This window comes from Vreelandella glaciei (assembly GCF_013415125.1).
GTDB lineage: Bacteria > Pseudomonadota > Gammaproteobacteria > Pseudomonadales > Halomonadaceae > Vreelandella > Vreelandella glaciei.
In genome coordinates this window covers 58,311-74,779 of the sequence record NZ_JACCDE010000005.1, presented here as the reverse complement: position 1 = coordinate 74,779, position 16,469 = coordinate 58,311, and the positions used below count along the sequence as shown (strand labels likewise).

The following is a 16,469-nucleotide window of genomic DNA, read 5'->3' as shown; positions in this document are numbered from 1 at the left end:
TTTCTGAGAGTCTCATGACGGTCCCGTTCGTTCATTTACGTTTGCACAGTGAATACTCCCTGGTCGACGGCCTGGTTAAGCTCAAATCACTGGTCAGCACAACCGCTGAGCGGGCGATGCCAGCGCTGGCCTTGACTGATGAGACCAACCTGTTTGGTTTGGTCAAGTTTTATAAAGCCGCCCAGGGGGCGGGGTTGAAGCCGATCATCGGCAGCGATTTATGGCTGCAAAACCCCCACGACGAATCGCACCCCTATCGGCTAACGCTGCTGGCCATGAATGACGTTGGCTATCGCAACCTTACCGAGTTGATCTCTAAAGGCTGGACCCATGGCCAGCGCCAGGGGCGGGCCATTCTCGATAAACAGTGGGTGTTAGAGCAGAGCGAAGGGCTGATAGCGCTTTCCGGTGCGCGGGAGGGTGAGATTGGCCGACACCTGCTCTCTGATCATGAGCCTGAAGCACGCCAGTTACTTGAAGAGTGGCAGGCAGCGTTTCCCGAACGTTTTTATTTAGAGCTAGTGCGCACCGGGCGCCCATTGGAAGAGGCCTGCGTTCACGCCAGCGTCAAGCTGGCCATTGAGACAGGCACACCGGTGGTGGCGACCAACGACGTTCGCTTTTTAGAGCGCGACGATTACTGGGCCCACGAAACCCGCGTCGCTATCGGCGAAGGTAAAGCGCTGGATGACCCACGTCGTGAACGCCGCTACACCGAAGAGCAGTACCTAAAAAGCCCTGACGAGATGGCGGCGCTGTTTGCGGATATTCCCGAAGCGCTGGAAAACAGCGTTATGATCGCCGAGCGCTGCAGCGTGAACGTGCGTTTGGGTGAGATTTTCCTACCCGAATTCGAAATTCCTGAGGGCATGACCCAGGATGAGTTCTTCCGCAAGGTCTCTCACGATGGCCTGACGGATCGACTCGATTTTCTTTTCCCTGCTGAGCGCTATCCCCGCGACAGCGACGAGTACAAGGCGATCGACCAGCGCTACCGCGATCGGCTGGAGTTTGAGCTCAACGTTATTATCCAGATGGGCTTTCCTGGCTACTTCCTGATCGTAATGGACTTTATCCAGTGGGCAAAAGATAACAGCGTCCCTGTAGGCCCAGGGCGCGGCTCGGGTGCTGGTTCGCTGGTGGCCTATGCGCAAAAGATCACCGATCTGGATCCAATTGGTTACGATCTGCTGTTTGAGCGCTTCCTGAACCCGGAACGTGTCTCCATGCCCGACTTTGACGTCGATTTCTGTATGGAGAAACGCGATAAGGTCATTGAGTACGTGGCCGAGCGTTACGGACGCAATGCGGTATCTCAGATCGTGACGTTTGGCACCATGGCCGCCAAGGCCGTGGTGCGTGATGTTGCCCGCGCTCAGGGGCGGCCCTACTCTCTTGGGGATAAGCTCTCCAAGTTGATTCCCTTTGAAGTGGGCATGACCCTGGCCAAAGCCATCGAGCAGGAACCCGCGCTCAAAGAGTTTATCGGTAACGATGAAGAAGCTGAGGAAATCTGGGAGATGGCCCTCAAGCTCGAGGGCACCACCCGGGGTACCGGTAAGCACGCCGGGGGCGTGGTCATTGCGCCGACCAAACTGACGGACTTCTCGCCGCTGTTGTGCGACGAAGACGGCTCAGGCTTGGTCGTTCAGTTCGATAAAAACGATATCGAAGAGGCGGGGCTGGTCAAGTTTGACTTCCTGGGCCTACGCACGCTGACGATTATCGACTGGGCGCTGGAGATGGTCGATAAGGTGCGCAGCGTTAACGGTCAGGGACCGCTCAGTATCGAGAGCATCCCACTGGACGACGCGCCGACCTTTGAAATGCTCAAGCGCGCCGAAACCACCGCGGTGTTCCAGCTTGAATCCCGCGGCATGAAAGAGCTGATCAAGCGTCTGCTGCCCGACTCGCTGGACGATATGATCGCCCTGGTGGCGCTGTTCCGCCCCGGCCCGCTGCAGTCGGGCATGGTTGATGACTTTATCAATCGTAAGCACGGCCGAGCCGAAGTCTCTTATCCACACCCGGATTACCAACACGAACTGTTGAAGCCGGTGCTGGCGCCTACCTACGGCATCATTCTTTACCAAGAGCAGGTCATGCAGATCGCTCAGGTAATGGCAGGCTATAGCCTCGGCCAAGCCGATATGTTGCGCCGGGCCATGGGTAAGAAAAAGCCTGAAGAAATGGCCAAACAGCGCGACGGCTTTATGGAAGGTTGTGCCGCCAACGGTATCGATAAAGACCTCGCCGGTAACATCTTTGACTTGGTGGAAAAATTCGCCGGTTACGGTTTTAACAAGTCGCACTCGGCCGCCTACGCCTTGGTTTCCTATCAAACGGCGTGGCTAAAAGCCCACTATCCAGGGCCTTTCATGGCCGCGGTGATGTCCACAGAGATGGACAACCTGGATAAGGTGGTACCGCTGATTGAGGAGTGTCGCAACCTCAAACTCACGGTGACCCCACCGAACGTTAACGTCGGTGGCTATAAATTCACCGTCGATACCGATGCGCGGGTGGTTTATGGCCTGGGCGCGATTCGTGGCGTGGGCGAAGGACCGATTGGTGCCATTGTTGAAGCCCGTGAGGCAGACGGTCCGTTTAAGGATATCTTCGACTTCTGTCGCCGCATGGATCCCAAACGGATGAATAAGCGCACCCTGGAAGCACTGATTCGCTCCGGCGCGCTGGATACCATCGGTCCCAACCGCGCGGTGCTATTCGCTGCCATGGAAGACGCGCTGAAAGCCGCCGCCCAGAACCATACCAATCAAAACCTGGGTATGCTGGATATGTTCGGCGACGCCTTCGTTGAAGCCGACGACAGTGATAGCAACGTTTACGCCGAATATATCAACGCCCGAGAGTGGACCGATCGCGAGCGCCTCTCGGGGGAGAAAGATACCCTGGGGCTTTATCTGACGGGGCACCCGATTGATGAGTACGAGCGCGAATTAAAGCGCTTCGTGTCTACGCGAATCAGCGATTTAAAGCCCTCCCGCGACCCCCAGCGTGTGGCAGGTCTCGTGGTCGGCGTGCGTACCATGAAGTCCAAACGCGGCGATACCATGGCGTTTATTACCCTGGACGACCGCACCGGGCGCATTGAAGCCTCGCTGTTTGGGGAGTTATTCGAGCAGTTGCGCGGTCAGATTGAGGCCGACCAAGTGCTCATCGTAGAGGGCGAGGTTTCCAGCGATGAATTCTCTGGCGGCCTGCGCCTGCGCGGTAAAGACGTCACACCGATGGTGACAGCACGTATTCGCTACGGCCAAGCGGTGGAGCTGGCGCTGGACGCCGCCCAAATCAATGGTCGCTTAATTGAAACCCTGCGCGACAGCCTGACGCCGTATCGCGATCAAGAGGGCTTGCCGGTGCGCCTACAGTATCGACACCCGGCAGCTGTCGCGTGGCTGGAACTTGCCGATGAGTGGAAAGTCGCGCCAAGCGACGATTTACTGCTGGCGCTGCGGGATGTGCAGGGCCAGGCAGGCGTTCAGCTACGTTATCGTTAAAAGTATCGTTAACGGGTAAACGGGCGAACACCCACCTTGCGCAGCAGGGTCAGGGTGCGATAATGCTCTTTATACTCTCTACACACATATGCATGCTTATTTTGACCAGGCAGAGCCGATGAATCCTAATTATCTCGATTTTGAACAGCCCATTGCCGAACTTCAGGCAAAAATTGAAGAGCTGCGTTTGGTCAGCTCTGATAGCCAAGTGAACCTTTCTGACGAGATCTCTCGGCTGGAAGAGAAAAGCCGTAAGCTGACGGAATCGATCTTCAAGGATTTGACTCCCTGGCAGGTTTCTCAAATATCTCGTCACCCCCAGCGCCCCTATACGTTGGACTATCTCGAACACATCTTCACCGACTTTGACGAGTTACACGGCGATCGTAATTTCGCCGATGATGCGGCGCTAGTGGGTGGCATTGCACGGTTGAACGATGCGCCGGTGATGGTGATTGGTCATCAAAAAGGCCGCGATGTAAAAGAGAAGGTGCGCCGTAACTTCGGTATGCCGCGCCCAGAAGGCTACCGCAAAGCGTGCCGCCTGATGGAAATGGCTGAGCGCTTCAAGATGCCGATTCTGACCTTTATCGATACGCCTGGGGCTTATCCCGGCATCGACGCGGAAGAGCGCGGCCAGTCAGAGGCCATCGCCTATAATCTGGCCGTTATGTCGCGACTGAAAACACCGATTATCTCCACCGTGGTGGGCGAGGGCGGCTCCGGTGGCGCGTTGGCCATCGGTGTATGCGATGAACTGCAAATGCTGCAGTACTCCACCTACTCGGTGATCTCACCGGAAGGCTGCGCCTCGATTCTATGGAAGAGTGCCACCAAGGCTTCTGATGCCGCGCAGGCCATGGGGATCACAGCCGAGCGCTTGAAGGAGCTGGGTTTTGTCGATTCGCTGATCAAAGAGCCGTTAGGCGGCTCTCATCGCCATCCTCTCTCTACCGCCGAGCGCGTCAAGGAAGCGCTCACCGCGAGCCTGGAGCGTTTGCAGGCGATGGATACCGATGCGCTGCTAGAGCGCCGCTATAAGCGGTTAATGAGCTATGGCGCCCCAGCCGCATAATTTACTGCAAGGCTTGCTCAACGACGCCCTGGCGGAAACCCCGTCGGGGCGCTCTATTTGGGTGGCACTCTCGGGCGGTTTGGACTCTTGTCTGCTGCTCGCGTTAGCCGCACAGGTCTGTGAACAAGCAGAACGTCCCCTGCGAGCCATTCATGTCAATCATGGCCTGCAAGCGGCAGCATCGACATTTGAAGCTCACTGTCGGGGGCTTTGTGAGCGTGCCAACGTTCCCCTCACAGTCGCCGAGGTGGCAGTGGATACCCAAGGCGAGGGCATTGAAGGGGCGGCGCGCAACGCTCGTTATGAGGCTTTCTTCGCCACTCTTCCCGCCGGTGACACGCTTTGGCTCGCCCAGCATCAGGACGATCAGGCGGAAACCTTCCTGCTTGCTGCCCTGCGCGGCAGTGGCGTACGCGGCCTGGCGGGTATGCCCTATCGGCGTGATGCCCACGATATTACGCTGCTGCGCCCGTGGCTTACGGTAGGGCGGGCCGCGCTTGAGAAAGCCGCGCAGTCACTTGATCTCTGCTGGTGCGAAGACCCTACCAACAGGGATATCAGCCTTGATCGCAACCGCCTGCGCCACCGGGTGCTGCCGACGCTTCGCGAACGTTGGCCAGGGGCAGATGAGGCCTTGGCGAGTAGCGCCCAACATGCCAGCGAAGCCGACAACTTGCTGAGTGAGTATGCCCAGCAAGAGCTGCAAGCGTTACTTACCATTGATGACCAATGCGTCGATAACCAATACTTGAACGCCGCAGCGCTAAGCGCGCGTTCGCGCCCCCGTCAGCGGCTGTTGGTGCGTACGCTCTGCCAGCAGCAAGGGTTGCCGACGCCGCCGCAAAAGCGCCTAGAGAGCCTGCTGGATCAATTAACAGCGAAGGTGGATGCCAAGGTATGCGTCGAGTGGCAGGGCGCTCAAGCGCGCCTGTGGCGTCAGCGGCTCTATCTGATGGCACCTCTTGAGCCGCTACCGGCGTGGGAGGCTAATTGGGATGGTCAAGCGCCCCTGGAAACGCCCATCGGTCCGCTGGGCTGGCAAGTATCTTCGTTACCAGCGTCCTCCCAGCCGTCGTCTCAACCGCTTAGGGTCACTTGGCGACAGGGAGGCGAGGTCATTCAACTACTAGCGCGGGGTAGGCGCGATGTAAAGCGGCTTCTTCAGGAGGCAGAGGTACCGCCCTGGGAGCGCGAACGGTTGGTGGTGATCATGCAGGCATCAGCGTGTATCGGAGTAATTGCCCCCCCTGGCAAGCTGCTATGGCAAGCCGAGGGGGCGCGCTTCATCCGTCAGACTTTCCCTGCTGTATCAAAAGCTTGAAACCGGCGGCTTCCATAAATGCCTGCTCCTGCTCCAAGTCGGTACTCAGCAGGGTGGGTTCATCACTGGCAGGCAGCGTAATTGTCAGGCTATCGCTGTCAGCGCTTATCTCCGGCAGCGAGGGAGCGGTTTCAGGGCGCGAATGGTTGAGCAGTACGGCTAAACGTAGCAGCCGGGCGAGCTTCTGCGTCACTCCCTGTTGCGCGTCGGGCAAAGCCTGCCACTCTTTAAGCGGAAATTTGCGTCGATGAGCGCGCACTAAAAACGCCAGCCGACGCTGTTCAGGGCGGGAGAAGCCGGCGAGATCGGAGTGCTCCAGCAGATATGCACCGTGACGATGGAACTGGCTGTGGGAAATCGCCAAGCCGATTTCATGCACATGGCTAGCCCACTGCAAATAGCGCTCTTGATCGGGGTTGAGCGACCACGCTTGGCGTATCTGATGAAATAAGCGCTCAGCGGTGTCGGCGACATTAAGTCCCTGGCGAGTATCGACATCGTAGGTGCGTTGCAGCGACTCCAGGCTTTTCGAGCGTGAATCTTCTGCGGTATTACGCCCGGCCATATCGTAAAGAACGCCTTCGCGCAGAGCGCCATCGGCAAAGCGCATCTGGGTTAAATCAAAGGCTTCAAAGATCGCACCAAGGATGGCAATACCCGCCGGAAAGACTTTAGCGCGGTCAGCTTTTAGGCCATCCAGCGCGACTTTATCCAGCTGCTTGCACTTTAGCAGCCGTTCGCGCAGCTTCTTCAAACCACCACGCGTAATCACACCTTCGTGGGGCGTATCGCCATAGGCATGCAGTACGCTGGCGGCGGCCTTGATTGTACCGCTTGAACCGACGGGGTCATCCCAGCCCAGGCGCTGGTAAGGACGCTGAATATTGGCAAGCTCCGAAAGGGCGGCTAGCTCGGCGCGGCGCATACGTTTTTCGTTTAACTCGCCGTCGGGGAAGAAGCGCCGGGAAAAAGTGACGCAGCCCATGCGTAGGCTTTCCAACGCCTTGGGTTCAAACGCCTCGCCGATGATAAATTCGGTCGAGCCGCCGCCAATATCGACGATTAATCGACGGCCACTTTCGGCCAGGGCGTGGGCGGCGCCCAAATAAATCAGCCGAGCCTCTTCGCGCCCAGCAATAATTTCGATGGCGTGACCTAATTGGGCCTCGGCGCGCTCTATAAACGCTTGGCTATTATGTGCATCGCGTAACGCGTTAGTGCCCACAATACGCAAATTGGCGTTGGTAATATCGCTTAAAAAGGGCGCGAAGCGGCCTAAGCAGTCTAGCGCGCGCTGCATAGCGGCCTCGCTCAGCATGCCGTCATCGTCTACGCCTGCGGCGAGCTGCACTTTTTCACCCAAGCGGGCCACCACCTGGAGGCGTTCATGCTGGTAGTTGGCCACCAGTAGATGAAAGCTGTTAGAGCCCAGGTCAATGGCGGCGAAGCGCTGTGGCGCACCGCTGTCTGCCACGGTGTTAGAGGCGGCAATGGGGAGCGAAATGTCCTTGGGCATGAGCTTTCCTTCGTGTTGGCTGTGCCAAGGTTGCGGTGACCTTTATCTATTGTCAATTGCAAAGACTTGCGTTTGTCGCGAGGCTTGACTACCATCGACCTACTGGCTTGATCTGACCTGGTTAGTTAGTGTGTCCACAAGTACTTCGTTGTTAAGATAGTTTGGCTAGACCGTTTAGATAGACGGCTTAAATAGACAGTTTAGATAAATCATCTTGCATGCGTCGTTCAAGTACGGCACCTTGGTCGCCCCAGACGTTATTCATTGTTTATCCCGTTAGCGTCAGCCAGAATTCCAAGTCGTCAGATAGCCCACTGGTTCAAACTCTTCCTGTGTGAACCAGAGTAGACAAGTGTTAGCACCCTCGAGTTGAGTCTTAATAACAACTAGTAGCAGCGTTGTTAGTTAAGTCCAACGCCGTTCCTTTCATCTTCGAGCGCGTGCCTTTACCGGGGTCTGAACGCATCACACGGCGTCACTTTCACGCCTCCTGTCTTACTCCCGGCGCCTGGCGCCCAGCTTCCATGAGCAACTTTCTAACACACCGATGAATCTCACTGAACTCAAGCAAAAAACCGTTCCCGAGCTCCTCGATATCGCCCGTGAAATGGGTATTGATAACTTGGCCCGTTCGCGCAAGCAGGACATCATTTTCGCCATCCTCAAGAAACACGCCAAAAGTGGCGAGGATATTTACGGCGACGGTGTGCTGGAAATTCTTCAGGATGGCTTCGGCTTCCTGCGTAGCGCTGACAGCTCCTATCTCGCCGGTCCCGACGATATCTACATATCGCCTTCGCAGATTCGCCGTTTCAATCTGCGTAAGGGTGACTCCATTTCCGGCAAAATCCGTCCGCCGAAGGAGGGTGAGCGTTATTTCGCCCTGCTGAAGGTCAGTCAAATCAACTTTGACCGTCCGGAGAATGCCAAGCACAAGATCCTGTTTGAGAACTTAACACCGCTGTTCCCAGACGATCGTATGCGTATGGAGATCGGTAACGGCTCCACGGAAGACCTTACCGCGCGGATCATCGATCTGACCGCGCCGATCGGTAAAGGCCAACGTGGTTTGCTGGTATCGCCGCCCAAGGCGGGTAAAACGCTGATGTTGCAAAACATCGCGACCTCCATCACGCGCAACAACCCAGAGTGTCATCTGATCGTACTGCTGATCGATGAGCGCCCTGAGGAAGTCACCGAAATGTCGCGCACCGTGCGTGGCGAAGTAGTGGCGTCAACCTTCGATGAGCCGCCGGCGCGTCACGTGCAAGTGGCTGAAATGGTTATCGAGAAAGCCAAGCGTTTGGTTGAGCACAAGAAAGATGTGGTCATCCTGCTCGACTCGATTACCCGTCTGGCGCGTGCCTACAACACCGTGGTGCCCAGCTCCGGCAAAGTGCTCACCGGTGGTGTCGATGCCCATGCGCTTGAGAAGCCGAAGCGCTTCTTTGGTGCGGCGCGTAATATCGAAGAGGGTGGCAGCCTGACGATTATCGCCACGGCGCTGGTCGACACCGGCTCCAAGATGGACGAAGTCATCTTCGAAGAGTTCAAGGGTACCGGCAACATGGAAGCCCACCTGGACCGCAAACTGGCCGAGCGTCGCGTATTCCCGGCGATCAACATCCGCCGCAGCGGCACCCGTCGTGAAGACCTGTTGGCATCCGAGGAAGAAATGCAGCGCATGTGGATTCTGCGCAAGCTGCTCAACCCGATGGAAGACACCGCCGCGACTGAATTCCTGATTGACCGTCTGAAAGATACCAAGACCAATCTTGAGTTCTTTGAAGCAATGAAGCGCCGCTAGCTTGTAGTCCAAAAGAGCGCCGCTAACGCGGCGCATTCGCCAGTCAGGGAGCGTGCCTTGAAGTACAAAGACTTGCGCGAGTTCATCGCGGCGCTTGAAGCGCAGGGTGAACTCAAGCGTATCCATGTCGAAGTCGATCCTTACCTGGAAATCACCGAAATTTGCGACCGCACGCTGCGTGCCGGTGGCCCGGCGTTGCTGTTTGAGAACGTCAAAGGCCACGACATGCCGCTGTTGGGCAACCTGTTTGGCACGCCCAAACGGGTTGCGCTGGGCATGGGGCAGGATTCGGTAGAAGCACTGCGCGAAGTCGGTAAGCTGCTGGCGTTTTTAAAAGAGCCTGATCCACCTAAAGGCTTGAAAGATGCCTGGGACAAGCTGCCGATCTTTAAGCAGGTGCTCAGTATGGGCCCCAAAAACGTCAAGCATGCACCGGTGCAAGAGGTGGTGTATGAAGGTGACGAGGTCGATCTTGGCCTGCTGCCGATTCAGCACTGCTGGCCGGGCGATGCAGGGCCGCTGGTGACTTGGCCATTGGTCATTACCAAGGGACCGAATAAGAAACGCCAAAATTTGGGTATCTATCGTCAGCAGAAAATCGGCAAAAACCGCCTGATTATGCGCTGGCTTTCCCATCGTGGTGGCGCCTTGGATTTTCTGGAGTTTCAAAAGGCTCACCCTGGCGAACCTTTTCCCGTGGCGGTAGCGCTAGGCGCCGACCCAGCGACGATTTTGGGCGCCGTGACGCCGGTGCCAGATTCACTTTCAGAATATGCTTTTGCAGGGCTGCTGCGCGGTTCACGGACGGAGTTGGTGAAGTGCGGTCATGCGGATCTTGATGTGCCTGCATCAAGCGAGATTATCCTCGAAGGCTTTATTTACCCCGATGATATGGCCGCGGAAGGCCCCTTTGGTGACCATACCGGTTATTACAATGAGGTCGATCACTTTCCAGTATTTACCGTCACCCGCATGACCATGCGCCGTGATGCGATTTACCACTCGACCTACACCGGGCGCCCGCCGGACGAACCGGCCATTCTGGGCGTTGCCCTGAACGAAGTGTTTGTGCCCATTCTATGCAAGCAGTTTCCCGAAATTGTCGACTTCTATCTACCTCCGGAAGGCTGCTCTTATCGTATGGCGGTCGTGACGATGAAGAAGCAGTACCCAGGACACGCCAAGCGCGTAATGATGGGTGTCTGGAGTTTCCTCCGCCAGTTTATGTACACCAAGTTTGTGATCGTGCTGGATGATGATGTGGATGCGCGTAACTGGGAAGATGTGATCTGGGCGATCACCACGCGGATGGACCCCGCACGGGACACCGTGATGGTCGAAAATACGCCGATCGATTACCTCGATTTCGCCTCGCCGGTCTCAGGCCTTGGCTCGAAAATGGGGCTTGATGCTACCAACAAGTGGCCGGGAGAGACCGACCGCGAATGGGGCACCCCCATTGTGATGGACGAAGCGGTTAAAGCGCGGGTAGATGAACGCTGGGAAGCACTGGGCATTGGCCTGGAGTTACCGCCCTCTCGCCTTTGATAGACTGAAGACAGCCGTTGATCATGCGTATCGCTGACCAAATTTGTAAAAAGAGGCTTTCATGAGTGCAAGGACGTTGACTTGCCAAGTCACCGAGGTTGAGAACTTAAACCCCGATGTGTTTGGCGTAACGCTAGCCGGGCGCGCCGAGGCCATGCAGCATGCGCCGGGGCAATATTTAGAACTGAAGATAGACGACACAACCTGGGTACCGTTTTCGATTGCCAGTGCCGATCGCAGCGATGGTGTTATCGAGCTGCATATTCAGCACTGGCCGGAGCGGGATAACTCCGCGCGGCTGCGTGAGCTGCTTCAGGTGGCCAACCAGCTCACCTTGCGTTTGCCGGGTGGAGATTGCGTGTTGGATCGTCAGAGCGAGCGGCCGCTAATGCTGGTAGCCGCTGGCACCGGTTTCTCGCAGATGAAAGCGATTATTGAAGCAGCACTCCACGAGCAGCCTGAGCGTGAAATTTCGCTATGGTGGGCAGCGCGTGAACATCGCGACCTGTACTTGGAGCAATTGGCGAGTTCATGGGCGCAAACCCATGCCAACGTTTCGTTTCATGCAGTGACCGAGCTTGCGTTAGAAGAGCCGATGGCAGTGGGTGAGCGGATCAACCACCACCAGGGGCGTATTGACCAGGTCTTGAAAGACGCAGAGATAACGCCGGACACCCATGATGTATATATCTCGGGTTCACCAGGCATGGTATATGCCTGCTTGGATGTGCTCGACACGAAAGGCGTGAAGCTTGAGCGAGTGTTTTCGGATGTGTTTGCCTACGCCCCTCGAACTACTTAATATGGCCGCAGGTTTTTTGAGACTCCCCTGATATAGCGTTGATAAAAAAGGAGGCTAACATGGCCCATCACGACGAAGACTATAAAGACGAATCTGGCTTTTTATCCATTTTTCTCGGCATAGTGGTATTGGTTAGCATGGCAGCACTGCCCGCGACGATTGGCTGGGTACAAGCTTTTAGCGGTTGAGTGTTGCCATTTGCAGCGCTTGCAGGCAGGATAAAAACCACAACATCATTGCGGCAGCCTTAGCGGACGATTCTCTCGGGCGAGCTATTACTAACGGAAAATAAAGACATGCAGCGACTCACCACGCCACACACGATGAAACCACTGCCAGACATGGCTGATGGCGTGTGTGCGCTCATGAGTAGCGCAGGCTCTTATTGGTATTGGTTTAGCCACGGAGTGCCCTTGGCCGACGCCTAACGTCGCGCCACCAGGCACACCACACGGTTGCCTGCCGCAAGCACAGAAGCCCCGGTCGGTAACCCCGCCGGGGCTTTTGGCGTTTTTAGTCCCTGCTACTGACGGGGTCGGTTAACTTTCATCACTATTTCATCGAGGAGCAGCATCATGATTTATCGTGCACTGACTAACGCGTTCGCTACCGGCTATGTGGGCTATGGCTATGGTTGGCGATTTAGCGACGCGTGGTCGGTGCTAGCTGCCACCTCCGACCGCGTGCGCCTGGGTGGTCACCTAGTCAAACGATGTACGATTGCGGAGAATTAATCATGAATGCGCCCATCAGCTCTGTTGTAAATAAACCAGCCGTCAATACTACCCAGGTCACTTCGCGGCTTACGCCTACCACCCCCAAAAGGCTGCCTACCCCCGCCGAACTGCGTCAGCGTATCTCGTTAAGCGACCCGCTAAGCGAGCAAATTGCCCGCCAGCGTCACGCTATACAGCAAATTCTAAGCGGTCACGATGACCGTCTACTCGTGGTGGTCGGCCCCTGCTCGGTGCACGACCCTGATGCCGCGCTTGAATACGCCGACCGCTTGGCAGCACTCAGTGAAGAAGTGAGCGGGCAGATATTAACTGTGATGCGTGTCTACATTGAAAAACCCCGCACCACCGTGGGCTGGAAAGGGCTGGCCTATGATCCTGGTTTAGATGGCAGTGGCGATATGCCCCGCGGCCTGGCGCTCTCCCGTGAACTAATGCACGCCGTGGCGGCGCGTGGCCTGCCGGTGGCCACCGAGCTTCTGCAGCCGATGCTGGCACCTTACCTGGACGATTTGCTGAGCTGGGTCGCCATAGGCGCGCGCACCACTGAATCGCAGCTGCACCGGGAACTTGCCAGTGATTTAGCCGCGGCGGTGGGGTTCAAGAATGCTACCAGTGGCGATGTTCAAGTCGCGATTGATGCCATGAGTGCCGCAGCCCACCCGCATCAGCGTTTCGCCGTCGATTCTCAAGGCCATCCGATCGTCCAGCAAACCACGGGCAACCCACACACCCACGTAGTACTACGCGGTGGTCACGGTGAACCCAACTACCAGACTCAGCACGTACGTGCAGCTACCACTGCGCTACGTAACGCGGGCCAAAACCCACGGCTGATGGTTGATTGCAGCCACGCTAACGCACGTAAGGATCACCGTCGCCAGAGCGAAGTGATGCTGGATGTGCTCGCCCAGCGCCAGTCGGGGGAAGCCAATCTGGTGGCATTGATGTTGGAAAGCCATCTATTCGAAGGCAAGCAGCCGCTCAAGCCAGGTGCCATGCGCTACGGTGTTTCGGTGACCGATGCCTGCGTGGGCTGGGAAACCACCGAACACTTACTCAAAATGGCGGCGGAGCGTTTGAGTTAAGCCTCGCTAACACTAGTACTTGTTTGCCATGGCCAGCCCCGTATCATAAGAAACTTATTTTGATGATGAGGCTGGCCATGGTATTTGCCCTAGAAGATCACGACCCTGAGACTTACCGCCGTAAAGCCCGCATGATCAGTTTTGCCATGGCAGGGCAACTGATTATTTTTGGCCTGCTGTTCTCCATGCTGCTCACGACCACCTTTGGCAGCAGTCTTTGGCTCAACGCCCTTGGCGTACTACTTGGGTTACTGGCCACCAGTGCACTTTTTGCCGTGCTGCGTGAGCGCCCGTGGATGACCGAAGTACGCTATGTCTGGCAGCTCAAACATCACTTGTCGCAAGTCAGCGGCTACCTTTCCCAGCTACGTAAAGCAGTGGAAGAGAATAATCGCACAGCCTTGGACCTGCTCACCTTCTACCACCAAGGCATGGCGCAGTTGGCAGAGCTTAACGGGCGTACCACCGACGACGACTCGGAGCGGCTGGCTGAAAAAATGCAGGTTAAGATTAAACGCGAAGAGCTGGGGATGCCCCCGCAGGTGGAGAGTATCGATACCCATGACCTGCAGGCGTTCAAGCGCGGATAAACACTATAGACAGCAAGAGCACCTGACACAAAGGGAGCGCGGTGTATGAAGAGATTAAAAGCATGGGGTGGCGCCATTGCCGCAGCAGGCATAACGGTTGTCATTGGCGGCTGTGCAGCGACGCCTTCCGCCGAAACGACGACAGCCAATCAAGCCACACTGGATAACCGAGCCCCCTTTTTACCATCGGCACTTTTTCCCGGCTCGGCGCAGGGCTTTGATGCGTGGCATTGTAGCCCAGCGCGTCAGAATTTAATCACCGCTGTCGACGGCGAAACGCTGCGTCTTTGGTCGCTGCATGGCGCCTGGCACTTGCCGCAAGCGGTGGTGGCCAGCGGTGCTCGCTATCAAGACGGTGAAATCAGCTTCTGGAATCGCGGTGAGCAGGCATTGGTCGAAACGCCCCGTGGTCAACTCAAATGCGCGCTGGCCGCTAGCCGTGATGCCTCAACCCGGAAGGATCACCCTGGGGTCATGTTCCGCGGGCAGGGCAATGAACCCGGCTGGTCGGTTGCCTTGGCGAACGATACGCCAACGCTGACGATGGAACTCAACTATGGGGAAGAACGTGTCCAACAACCCTATATGATCAGCGTGATGGACAACGAAGCAGGCAGAGTCGTCATTGAAAACGCGGATGTGGAACCTTTCTTCCGCGTTCGCATTGAAGCTGGCGCCTGCTTTGACGGCATGAGCGGCAAGCCTTTCCCTGCCAGGGTCACACTAACCTACGGTGGGGAGCAATATAGTGGCTGTGGCCAAGGCATTGCTCCCTAATGGGTTGAGTAGCTTAGTTTAGCAGCGATAGATAACACGCTCGGCCCGCCACTCTTGTGTCACAAAGTCGCTGGCGCATAGTGCCGAGGTGTTGCCAGCGGCACGAGCGGCAAGCCGGGAGAGCGTTGTCATCTGAATGCCGCGCGAACTTTCCACTTGTTCGCTCACCGCCAGCGGTACCCAGCGCTCCTCTTCTAACGTAGCCAGGGTGAAACTAAACGGATGAAACCCTGGAAAGCCGAGCCGTATATCGGTGGCAATAAGCGTCTCTTTACCGTCCATCCAACGCGCTTCATAGCGCAGAAAAGGCCCAGCGAACCACGCCAAGCGCTGCCCTTGCAGGCTGGCCAAAAGAGGGGCTTCTAACGCTGCGTTACGAATCAGTGGTTCCAGGCGGGGCTGGCTATTACCGTCAAACACACTGATCAAACTTTCATAATAGCGATCCCCATCCATCACCGTGGCGCGCCATAGCACAATATTGAACGGGGTTGGCTGTATCAGCAGAGGAGCCTCCTGCAGTCCCTGCTCCGCCAGCACCGGGGCGATCCGCTGTTCAATCATTACTTTCGCCCCAGCCGCCATGGTCAGATAAACACAGCTGATGACCAGCCCCCAGGTGCAGGCCTTTCTTACCCGCAAAGAGACCAAACCGAACCCCAGGGCGATTAGCAAGGCAAGGGTATAAAGCGGGTCGATAATGAAAATGATTGGCCAGGCCGCAGGCGTTACATCAAGTGGCCACAACAGCTGGGTACCGTAGGTGGTAAGGGCATCAAGCAGCGGGTGCGTGACCAGAATAAGTGTATAAAAGCACCACCAGCGGGGTAGGCTAATCGCCGTGATAGGCGCAAAGCGTGCGCTCATTAGTGCCAGCAGCGTGGCCAAGCCCGTCAGCACAAACAGTGAATGGCTAAAGCCGCGATGCTCGGTAACATTGGCCACGGCGTCGCCGTAATCGATTATCACATCAAGGTCAGGCAGGGTGCCCAGCACGGCGCCAATGAGAATGGCTTTTCGGCCCAAGCGCCGGCCCAGCACGGCACCGCCAATGGCTGCGCCAAGCGCAGCTTGCGTGACTGAATCCACAGGTTTCTCCGACGGGTAAACCCAGCTAAGATAAACGTTATGGTTTAATTGTACAGCGTTGCGGCGTTTTATGTACGCTGTCACGTTTTTGTAAAGTATGGCTACGGTCGTTTTTTGAGGAGTCGATATGCAATACCTACATACCATGGTACGTGTGAGTGACCTAGATGCTTCGCTACGTTTTTACTGCGATCTGCTGGGCCTTAAAGAAGTCCGCCGTAAAGAAAACGAGAAGGGCCGCTTTACGCTGGTGTTCCTTGCCGCCTCCTTTGATGAAGCGCGCTCGGCGCGTCTCACCGCTCCTGAGCTAGAGCTGACCTACAACTGGGATCCTGAAGAGTATACGGGCGGGCGCAACTTCGGCCACTTGGCTTACCGCGTCGACGATATTTATGCACTTTGCCAAAAGCTTCAAGACAACGGTGTAACCATCAACCGTCCGCCTCGCGATGGCCACATGGCGTTTGTAAAATCACCAGACGGTATCTCGGTTGAACTGCTGCAAAAAGGCGATGCACTCGAGCCGCAAGAACCCTGGGCGTCGATGGAAAATACCGGTAGCTGGTAATTATTCCTGAAAGACTATCAAACAAGGACGATT

Annotated in this window: 14 protein-coding genes; 12 read left to right on the top strand and 2 right to left on the bottom strand. The window is 56.5% G+C overall.

The features are described 5' to 3' along the window. Positions 1–14 precede the first annotated feature (14 nt). The 3 genes from dnaE (at position 15) to tilS (ending at position 5,917) form a co-directional block, all read left to right on the top strand. Positions 15–3,521, top strand: coding sequence for a DNA polymerase III subunit alpha (gene dnaE / locus HZS80_RS05060; protein WP_179915341.1), 3,507 nt, complete (start codon positions 15–17; stop codon positions 3,519–3,521). 118 nt (positions 3,522–3,639) lie between these two features. Continuing rightward, positions 3,640–4,596: an acetyl-CoA carboxylase carboxyl transferase subunit alpha gene (gene accA / locus HZS80_RS05055; protein WP_179915340.1), complete on the top strand. Its 957-nt coding sequence runs from the start codon at positions 3,640–3,642 to the stop codon at positions 4,594–4,596. Continuing rightward, on the top strand, positions 4,577–5,917 hold the full coding sequence (tilS, locus tag HZS80_RS05050) for a tRNA lysidine(34) synthetase TilS (RefSeq protein WP_179915339.1): 1,341 nt from the start codon (positions 4,577–4,579) through the stop codon (positions 5,915–5,917). Before accA ends, tilS begins: the two co-directional genes overlap by 20 nt. Here the strand turns inward: tilS and ppx are convergent. Beyond that, positions 5,880–7,433: an exopolyphosphatase gene (gene ppx / locus HZS80_RS05045; protein WP_179915338.1), complete on the bottom strand. Its 1,554-nt coding sequence runs from the start codon at positions 7,431–7,433 to the stop codon at positions 5,880–5,882. The two genes, tilS and ppx, sit on opposite strands and share 38 nt — an antisense overlap. Before the next feature lie 547 nt (positions 7,434–7,980). Between ppx and rho the strand changes: the two genes are divergently transcribed. The 8 genes from rho to HZS80_RS05010 all read left to right on the top strand — a co-directional run bounded on the left by rho (position 7,981) and on the right by HZS80_RS05010 (position 14,779). Next, a complete protein-coding gene (gene rho, locus HZS80_RS05040) occupies positions 7,981–9,240 on the top strand; it encodes a transcription termination factor Rho (RefSeq protein ID WP_008959860.1) in 1,260 nt (419 codons plus the stop codon). Positions 9,241–9,297: 57 nt separating this feature from the next. Beyond that, the gene (ubiD, locus tag HZS80_RS05035; RefSeq protein WP_035564725.1) at positions 9,298–10,788 is read left to right on the top strand and encodes a 4-hydroxy-3-polyprenylbenzoate decarboxylase; all 1,491 of its coding nucleotides are present in this window, start codon (positions 9,298–9,300) and stop codon (positions 10,786–10,788) included. A 61-nt stretch (positions 10,789–10,849) separates the two neighbouring features. Further along, positions 10,850–11,590: an FAD-binding oxidoreductase gene (locus HZS80_RS05030; protein ID WP_035564723.1), complete on the top strand. Its 741-nt coding sequence runs from the start codon at positions 10,850–10,852 to the stop codon at positions 11,588–11,590. Positions 11,591–11,649: 59 nt separating this feature from the next. Further along, positions 11,650–11,778: a hypothetical protein gene (locus HZS80_RS23810; RefSeq protein WP_008959857.1), complete on the top strand. Its 129-nt coding sequence runs from the start codon at positions 11,650–11,652 to the stop codon at positions 11,776–11,778. A 387-nt stretch (positions 11,779–12,165) separates the two neighbouring features. Further along, positions 12,166–12,324 (top strand): hypothetical protein, encoded by a 159-nt coding sequence (locus tag HZS80_RS05025; protein WP_179915337.1) that lies wholly within the window; start codon positions 12,166–12,168, stop codon positions 12,322–12,324. Between the two features lie 2 nt (positions 12,325–12,326). Further along, a complete protein-coding gene (locus HZS80_RS05020; protein WP_179915336.1) occupies positions 12,327–13,412 on the top strand; it encodes a 3-deoxy-7-phosphoheptulonate synthase in 1,086 nt (361 codons plus the stop codon). A gap of 77 nt (positions 13,413–13,489) precedes the next feature. Then, a complete protein-coding gene (locus HZS80_RS05015) occupies positions 13,490–14,002 on the top strand; it encodes a DUF3087 family protein (protein ID WP_035564719.1) in 513 nt (170 codons plus the stop codon). Between the two features lie 45 nt (positions 14,003–14,047). Beyond that, complete coding sequence (locus HZS80_RS05010) at positions 14,048–14,779, top strand: MliC family protein (RefSeq protein ID WP_035564717.1); 732 nt, start codon at positions 14,048–14,050, stop codon at positions 14,777–14,779. An 18-nt stretch (positions 14,780–14,797) separates the two neighbouring features. Here the strand turns inward: HZS80_RS05010 and HZS80_RS05005 are convergent, their stop codons facing one another. Continuing rightward, a complete protein-coding gene (locus tag HZS80_RS05005) occupies positions 14,798–15,868 on the bottom strand; it encodes a metal-dependent hydrolase (RefSeq protein ID WP_179915335.1) in 1,071 nt (356 codons plus the stop codon). Between the two features lie 127 nt (positions 15,869–15,995). Between HZS80_RS05005 and gloA the strand changes: the two genes are divergently transcribed. After that, positions 15,996–16,436 (top strand): lactoylglutathione lyase, encoded by a 441-nt coding sequence (gene gloA / locus HZS80_RS05000; protein ID WP_008959851.1) that lies wholly within the window; start codon positions 15,996–15,998, stop codon positions 16,434–16,436. Positions 16,437–16,469: the final 33 nt, after the last annotated feature.

What these genes read in the sequence shown, in the direction of transcription:
- dnaE (WP_179915341.1), top strand. Translation starts at nt 15, where the DNA reads ATGACGGTCCCGTTCGTTCATTTACGTTTGCACAGTGAATACTCCCTG.
- accA (WP_179915340.1), top strand. Translation starts at nt 3,640, where the DNA reads ATGAATCCTAATTATCTCGATTTTGAACAGCCCATTGCCGAACTTCAG.
- tilS (WP_179915339.1), top strand. Translation starts at nt 4,577, where the DNA reads ATGGCGCCCCAGCCGCATAATTTACTGCAAGGCTTGCTCAACGACGCC.
- ppx (WP_179915338.1), bottom strand. Translation starts at nt 7,433, where the DNA reads ATGCCCAAGGACATTTCGCTCCCCATTGCCGCCTCTAACACCGTGGCA.
- rho (WP_008959860.1), top strand. Translation starts at nt 7,981, where the DNA reads ATGAATCTCACTGAACTCAAGCAAAAAACCGTTCCCGAGCTCCTCGAT.
- HZS80_RS05030 (WP_035564723.1), top strand. Translation starts at nt 10,850, where the DNA reads ATGAGTGCAAGGACGTTGACTTGCCAAGTCACCGAGGTTGAGAACTTA.
- HZS80_RS23810 (WP_008959857.1), top strand. Translation starts at nt 11,650, where the DNA reads ATGGCCCATCACGACGAAGACTATAAAGACGAATCTGGCTTTTTATCC.
- HZS80_RS05025 (WP_179915337.1), top strand. Translation starts at nt 12,166, where the DNA reads ATGATTTATCGTGCACTGACTAACGCGTTCGCTACCGGCTATGTGGGC.
- HZS80_RS05020 (WP_179915336.1), top strand. Translation starts at nt 12,327, where the DNA reads ATGAATGCGCCCATCAGCTCTGTTGTAAATAAACCAGCCGTCAATACT.
- HZS80_RS05015 (WP_035564719.1), top strand. Translation starts at nt 13,490, where the DNA reads ATGGTATTTGCCCTAGAAGATCACGACCCTGAGACTTACCGCCGTAAA.
- HZS80_RS05010 (WP_035564717.1), top strand. Translation starts at nt 14,048, where the DNA reads ATGAAGAGATTAAAAGCATGGGGTGGCGCCATTGCCGCAGCAGGCATA.
- gloA (WP_008959851.1), top strand. Translation starts at nt 15,996, where the DNA reads ATGCAATACCTACATACCATGGTACGTGTGAGTGACCTAGATGCTTCG.